Below are 7,174 nucleotides of genomic sequence, written 5' to 3'. Positions count from 1 at the left end.
GGCTCTTCTAGATTGGGATCCTTTTCAAGAATTTCTCGTGCAGATTCCCGTGCAATTTGCAAAATTTTACCATCCTGGCTTAAATCCGCAATAGAAAGTTCAGGAACACCGCTTTGAAGCGTACCATTTAAATCCCCTGGCCCTCTAAGTTGTAAGTCAGTGTCCGCAATTTCAAAGCCATTGTTGGTACGAACCATGGTTTCTATACGAGTTTTTCCTTCTTTGCTTAATTTATACCCACTCATTAAAATACAGTAAGATTGTTCTGCCCCTCGCCCTACACGGCCACGAAGTTGGTGGAGTTGAGCTAACCCAAAGCGTTCAGTATTTTCTATGACCATTACTGAGGCATTAGGAACATTTACCCCTACCTCAATCACAGTGGTGGCTACCATGATTTGTGTTTCACCTTTTACGAAGCGTTGCATTTCAAAGTCTTTATCCTGGGCTTTCATTTTGCCATGGACAATGCTGATCTGATATTCTGAAAAAGCACGTTGGACACTTTCATACCCATCCATCAGGTCTTTGTAATCTAATTTTTCTGAACCTTCAATCAAAGGGTAAACGATATAAACTTGCCTGCCCTTCTGAATTTGCTCACGAATAAATCCAAAAACCTGCAGGCGGTTGGCATCATATCGATGAATCGTTTTTATAGGCTTTCGACCAGCTGGGAGCTCATCAATAACCGAAACATCTAAATCGCCATAAAGGGTCATCGCAAGGGTTCTTGGAATAGGTGTAGCTGTCATCACCAAAACATGTGGATAAACATAGGCGTTTTTACTCCACAATTTGGCCCTTTGTGCAACTCCAAAACGATGTTGTTCATCTATTATGCAGAGTCCCAGGTTTTTAAATTGAACCTTGTCTTCAAGGAGAGCGTGAGTTCCCACCAAAATATCTAATTCTCCACTTTCCAGTTGGGTGTGAAGAATTTTTCGTTCTTTTGTCCGGGTTGATCCTGTTAGTTTACCAATTTTAATTCCCAATTGGTTGGCATATTCCTTTAAACCCTCATAATGCTGATCTGCCAAAATTTCAGTGGGGGCCATAAGGGCGGCTTGTGCTTTGCTATCTACCGCAAGTAACATGCAAATGAAGGCTACCATTGTTTTTCCACTTCCCACATCTCCTTGTAGCAATCGGTTCATCTGTTTCCCAGAACGGAGATCGTAATAAATTTCCTTTATAACATTTTTTTGAGCATTGGTTAATTCAAAGGGGAGGTGTTCCTGATAAAAAGTAGTGAGCAATTCTGTTTTATTAAGAAATTGCCCTTTAAATTTTTCAGAACGGCTCAATTTTAGTTTTAATAGCCGAAGTTGAATATAAAATAACTCTTCAAATTTTAATCGAAATTTCGCCTTCTGTAGGGTTTCTGTATTGGAAGGAAAATGAATGTTAATAATTGCCTTTTGTTTTGGCATCAGGCTATACTTTTCTCCTATTGAGGGAGGTAATGTTTCTCGAAGATTAGGTAATGCCCTTTTAACAAGTTCTTTTTGAATTTTCGAAATACCTTTGCTATCGAGGTAACGGGATTTTAACTTTTCCGTGGTATGATAGACCGGTTGAAAATAACCACCAGCAGCATTTTGTTCGGTGAGGACTTCAATTTCAGGGTGGACTATATTGATTACCCCATTAAAGGCCGTTGCTTTACCTACAATAATGTAATTGACTCCTGTTTTTAGCTTTTTGATGACCCATTGAATTCCTTTGAACCAAACCAATTCTGTTTCTCCACTGTTATCGGTAAAACGCGCCACTAAACGCTTTTTTCTCCCTTCTCCTGAAGTTTCAATTGAACGAATTTTTCCCTTTATTTGGACATATGGTAAGTCTGGGTTTATCTCTGAGATTTGATAAAAACGTGTACGGTCTTCATACCGAAAAGGGTAATGCTGGATTAATTCCCTGAAGGTGAAAATCCCCAGTTCTTTATTGATAAGGGCGGCTTTTTGAGGTCCAACTCCTTTTAGATATTCAATATGGGTGTCAAAAAATCCAGCCATAAAAAGTAATTAAGAATTGAGCATTAGTTTTTAACCAGGTGTTTTTGGTGTTCAAGACAAAATTATTTCAAAATAAGTTGAATTTGTTTCTTTGTCATGGTTAATGCCAATTCAAAAATCGTAATAAATATTATTTTTTCCAGTAAGTGGTATTAAGCAAATGAAAAATGTCTTTTTTAATATAGTCGATAACAGGAGCTAGAGAATCATTTTGTGTGGCAGTATTAAAATAAAGCGCTCCTCTTAGAAAGTTTTGGGTGGAATCTGTAGTAAAAAATTGAAACTGGCTGGGTACTTCACCACTTAATTCGGTATAAACTGCAGTATGATTATTTGAAGTAGTAAAATAACTTTCCTCCATAGCATAAGCTTTTATCTGATGTTTAGCGGTTAATTTGTAGGAATCTGATAAATATTCCCTTAATCTTTTTTTGTTGCCATTGATGGGTTTATAAGTGAGCTGAATATTGGCATCCATCTCCGGGTAATAGATATAAATCCAGTATCTTTCTGCCATCCACGAAGAATCTGCTAATATCTTGGCATGTCTGGAGTATTCGAATTGATATGGAAAAGAGTCGGCTAAGTTGATATATTGATGTTCAGGCAGAACTATTCTGTTATATCCCTTAGGTTTCGGAACAAAGTCATCTGAAGAACAGGATGAAATAGAAATAAAAAATAAAAGGCAACAAAGGGTATTAAAAAAATGTCTATTTCTGCACATTTGATTCATCTACTAGCAATAAAATGGGGAGGACTTAATAATATTAAATGGCCATAGTTTGCTTTTGGGTATTGCTGTTACTTATGAATACCCTTATTCGTTTAATTCGACGTGCATCTACTGCCACAACTGTAAAAATAAATCGGTCAAATTGGATCTTCTCTCCAATTCGAGGTATTTTGGATGTGATTTCAAGCAATAGGCCTCCTAATGATTCACTTTCTCCTTTTACCTCATCAAAGATAGAGATATCTTCATTAATCGTTTTACAAAAATCGTTTAAAGAAATTTTACCTTCAAAGATGTAAGTGTTTTCATCGAGTTTGTTGTAAATGATACTTTCATCGTCAAACTCATCATTTATTTCTCCTACAATCTCCTCAATTAGGTCTTCCAGAGTAATGAGTCCCGAGGTGCCACCGTATTCATCCACTACAATGGCAAGATGAACTCTTTTATCTTGAAAGTCTCTCAAAAGCGCATCTACTTTCTTGCTTTCCGGAATAAAAAAACCAGGACGAATTAAGCGCTGCCAATTGAAATTTTCATCTTTTTCCGTAAATGGTAAAAGGTCTTTTATATAAAGTATTCCGGAAATATTATCTATGGTTTCTTCATAAATGGGAATTCGTGAAAAACCAGTTTTATTGATGCGGTCCATGAGTTCATGGAAGTTATCTTCAATGTCGATAGCCGTAATATCCAAACGGGAACGCATCACCTGTGTAACATTTAACTTACCAAAGTTAACAATGCCTTTCAGGATGTCTTTTTCTTCTTCGGTGGTGGTTTCGTCGTCTTTGGTGGTGATTTCAATGGCCTGATGTAATTCATCAGTGGAAAGTTGGTAACCACGTTTATTTACCTGACTTTCGATTAAACTACTCATTTTCATTAAAATCCAGGAAAAAGGAGTAAATAGTTTAAATGCAAAATTTATAAATGGGGCTGTTCTTCTGGCAAAAGACAGATTATTTTGGTTGGCGTATACTTTCGGAATTACTTCCCCAAAAAAGACAATAGCCGTAGTAACAATAAATGTCAATAAGGTAATAATTAGTCCCCCAGTAACTTTACTTCCTACTGTTTCCCACATGATAAATGTGGAAAGTGTTACAATAGCTACATTGATCATATTATTTAGAATCAGAATAGTAGCTAAGAGACGTTTTGGAAATCGTAAAAGTCGAATTAATTTTTGATCGGTGGACTCCTTGCTATGTTGGCAGATGGAAACTTCTTCTGAGGACAAGGAAAAAAATGCCACTTCTGAACCTGATATGAGGGCAGAAAGCAATAATAATAGTACTAAAAATACTCCACCCAGTGAATAAAAAAGTATTGTAAGGCTAATTGATTCGGTAATTATGAATAAACTGGGGTAGGGGTCTTCTAAATTTACCACAAAAATCAGTTTTAGTTAAACATATTTAAATTAGAACGGGAGATCATCCTCCGTATTTTCTTCTAATGGTGAAGCAGGTTGGGTTGCACCACTATTTATTGATGCAGATGGGCTGGAAGTTCCTTCTGCTACCTGACCCTTGGTATCCAACATGCTTAAATTTTGAGCAACAATTTCTGTTGTGTAACGCTTATTTCCTTCTTTATCGTCCCATTGTCGGGTAGTAATCTTGCCCTCAATATACACCAGACTTCCTTTTTTTAAATACTGCTCCGTGATTTCAGCAAGCCTTCTCCAGGCCACAATATTATGCCATTCGGTTTGCTCTACTTTTTGTCCGGTTTCTCTTTTGGTATATGATTCGCTTGTGGCCAATGTGAAATTAGCAACGGCCACTCCACTTTCTAAATGCCGAATTTCAGGGTCTTTCCCCAATCTTCCTATTAATATAGCTTTATTTACACCTACCATGATTAAAGTATTTAATTCTGTAATTATAAACTATTTTCAATTTAGTTAAAAAACTTTCTCGTCCAAATAATTACTAATTAAAATGGATTTGGGTAAATTTTTTATTTCATTAAAATTAAAAAAATCTAAACCACTGGATTTTAATTGTTTATTGATTACAAATTGGTCTTTAATCTCTATCTCAAAAAATTTAGCATAAATGCGTTGATGTGTTAAAAGATGTTTATAAATTTTTGATTCATTTTGAAGCTCAACTTCTGGTTGAGCGAGTAGGGAAAGAATATTTTTGTTTTCCCACTGATCAGGGGATTGAAAAGAATTTTCTTCAATAAGGAAAAAGTCATAAAGGCCTTGCCAAATGTCATTTCTCCCTCTTTTTTTCATGATCAGTTGATCTTTTAATTTGATAACGAAGTAGTGGAAATATCTATCTCGGACTTTTACTTTTTTAGTTTTTACGGGTAGTTCTTCCTGCCTTTGATTTGAATTGGCAAAACAAGAATCAGCCAAATTACAGTTTTTACAATCCGGATTTTTAGGAGTACACTGAATGGCACCAAATTCCATTACCGCTTGGTTATAGATATCTGGTTCTTTTTTTGGAATAAGCTTTTGACCTAATTCAAAAAAGGATTTAAAACTTTTAGGGATGGCAATGTCCTCGGTAATTCCAAAGTATCGGGAAAGCAATCGAAACACATTGCCGTCTACTACAGGTACGTCTTGCTTGAAAGCAAAAGAAGCGATGGCAGCAGCAGTATACTTACCTACCCCTTTTAATTTTAGTAGTTCCTCGTAATTAGTAGGAAAGGTGCCTTCATACTCTTTTGTTATCATTTGAGCACAGGCATGAAGGTTTCTGGCTCTGGAATAATATCCTAATCCTTGCCAAAGTCTAAGTACTTCTTCCTCTTCTGCTTGGGCTAAGGACTGTACATTAGGAAACTTTTCAATGAAACGCTGGTAGTAGGGTAAGCCTTGTTTTACTCTGGTTTGTTGTAAAATAATCTCTGATAACCAAATTTTATATGGGTTATTGGTGTGACGCCATGGTAAATCTCTTTTGTGATCTTTGTACCAATTCATTACGCCATTGACAAAAAAAATACTTTCCAATCTTTTACGTTAGAAGTTGAAAAATTAAAGAAAAGCTCATTTTTACGCTTTTGTTTTTTATTTCACGATTGAGCTTTTAAATTTGTGGCTCAAAATTAATTGGTTATTAGTTTTTTAAGGAATATTTACTAATTTAAATTTTTAGACAAGGTGACTAAAGCAGAGGTTATTTCACAAATTGCCGATAAGACTGGGATTGATAAGGCAGATGTGCAGACTACGGTTGAAGCGTTTTTTAGTGTGGTTAAAGCTTCAATGGCAGAAGGAGAAAATATTTATGTCAGAGGGTTTGGCAGTTTTGTGAACAAAAAAAGAGCTAAAAAAATCGCCAGAAACATTTCTCAAAATACTGCTATTGTAATTGATGAGCACTTTGTGCCTAGTTTCAAACCGTCAAAAGCATTTGTGGAAAAAATTAAAAATTCAGATAAGGTATCTTTAGTTGTTTCTGATAACTAATTAAAACAATGTAAATGCTTGGTCCGTTTTATGGAGAGGATTAAGCATTTTTATTTTTTTTTATGTCAAAATCAAAGATTGGATTGACTTTAGGAGCAGCGGCGCTGGTGGTACTTTTATTTAATATGCCAAAAGTAGTCGTTGACAATAAGAATAATGAGGTTCCGGCCGGACATAGCGCCGATGATGGCCATGATCATGGAAATGATGCAGAGAACGAACAAACGGCTGCAGTAACTCATTTTCAAGGTAGGGCGTTATCAGAAATCGAGTCAAATCAACTTGCTGAATTAAAGGCAAGCTATGAAAATAGCACCTCGGAGCAAGAAAAGGCAAATTTTGCTATTTCAATTGCCGGAATTTTTAATGAAGTCAACCAATTGGATAGTGCTATTTATTATGCAGTGGTTGCTGCAAAACAAATGCCTGAGCTAAACTACTGGCTAAAAGCAGGCAATGCCTATTACCAGGCCTTTCAGTTTGCTGCTGATGAAAAACAGCAACAAAACTTGGGGAAAGAGGTAAGGAAATGGTACGGAAAGGTGTTGGAGGTGGATCCAAACCAATTGGAAGCCAAAACGAATATAGCCATGACTTATATTCCGACTTCCAATCCTATGCAAGGGATTACCATGCTTAGGGAGGTTTTGGAAGTTGATCCGAATAATGAAGCTGCTCTTTTCAATATGGGGGCTCTATCTATTCAATCAGGTCAATATGAACGAGCTATCCAACGATTTGAACATTTGCTGAGTCTTTACCCCGAAAATGTGCAGGCGCATTTGTTACTTGGTATTTCTTATAAAGAAACAGGGAACAAAAAAAGAGCGGCCGAACACTTTGAAACTGTAAAAAAATTAGATAACGATCCTTCGGTTCAAGCCGCAGCAGATAGTTATTTAGAAGATTTAACTAACAATTAAACGAATTATTCACTTAAAAAAATTTACGAATTATGCCTTGTGGTAAGAAAAG

The 7,174-nt window shown here is 36.1% G+C and carries 7 protein-coding genes; 2 read left to right on the top strand and 5 right to left on the bottom strand.

Going from position 1 to position 7,174, the window contains the following annotated elements; translation table 11 throughout:
- The 5 genes from recG to mutY form a co-directional block, all read right to left on the bottom strand.
- Positions 1-2,021 (bottom strand): ATP-dependent DNA helicase RecG (gene recG, locus E1171_RS11775; RefSeq protein WP_155206201.1); only part of this gene is annotated, 2,021 nt, incomplete at its 3' end.
- Between the two features lie 130 nt (positions 2,022-2,151).
- On the bottom strand, positions 2,152-2,748 hold the full coding sequence (gene gldD, locus E1171_RS11770) for a gliding motility lipoprotein GldD (protein ID WP_155206200.1): 597 nt from the start codon (positions 2,746-2,748) through the stop codon (positions 2,152-2,154).
- Positions 2,749-2,791: 43 nt separating this feature from the next.
- Positions 2,792-4,153, bottom strand: coding sequence for a gliding motility-associated protein GldE (gene gldE, locus E1171_RS11765; protein WP_187696413.1), 1,362 nt, complete (start codon positions 4,151-4,153; stop codon positions 2,792-2,794).
- Between the two features lie 30 nt (positions 4,154-4,183).
- On the bottom strand, positions 4,184-4,624 hold the full coding sequence (locus E1171_RS11760) for a single-stranded DNA-binding protein (protein ID WP_155206198.1): 441 nt from the start codon (positions 4,622-4,624) through the stop codon (positions 4,184-4,186).
- A 45-nt stretch (positions 4,625-4,669) separates the two neighbouring features.
- Positions 4,670-5,740 carry an A/G-specific adenine glycosylase gene (mutY, locus tag E1171_RS11755; RefSeq protein WP_246164297.1) on the bottom strand — a complete coding sequence of 357 codons (1,071 nt, stop codon included), beginning with the start codon at positions 5,738-5,740 and terminating at the stop codon, positions 4,670-4,672.
- A gap of 150 nt (positions 5,741-5,890) precedes the next feature.
- Here mutY and E1171_RS11750 point away from each other — a divergent pair, with 150 nt between their 5' ends.
- Positions 5,891-6,199 carry an HU family DNA-binding protein gene (locus E1171_RS11750; RefSeq protein WP_187696412.1) on the top strand — a complete coding sequence of 103 codons (309 nt, stop codon included), beginning with the start codon at positions 5,891-5,893 and terminating at the stop codon, positions 6,197-6,199.
- A gap of 62 nt (positions 6,200-6,261) precedes the next feature.
- On the top strand, positions 6,262-7,122 hold the full coding sequence (locus tag E1171_RS11745; protein WP_155206197.1) for a tetratricopeptide repeat protein: 861 nt from the start codon (positions 6,262-6,264) through the stop codon (positions 7,120-7,122).
- The last annotated feature ends 52 nt before the right edge of the window (positions 7,123-7,174 follow it).

It is taken from the genome of Xanthovirga aplysinae, from assembly GCF_009711365.1.
Taxonomy (GTDB): domain Bacteria; phylum Bacteroidota; class Bacteroidia; order Cytophagales; family Cyclobacteriaceae; genus Xanthovirga; species Xanthovirga aplysinae.
The sequence above is the reverse complement of the archived record's forward strand: the minus strand, read 5'-3'. Positions and strand labels throughout refer to the sequence as shown.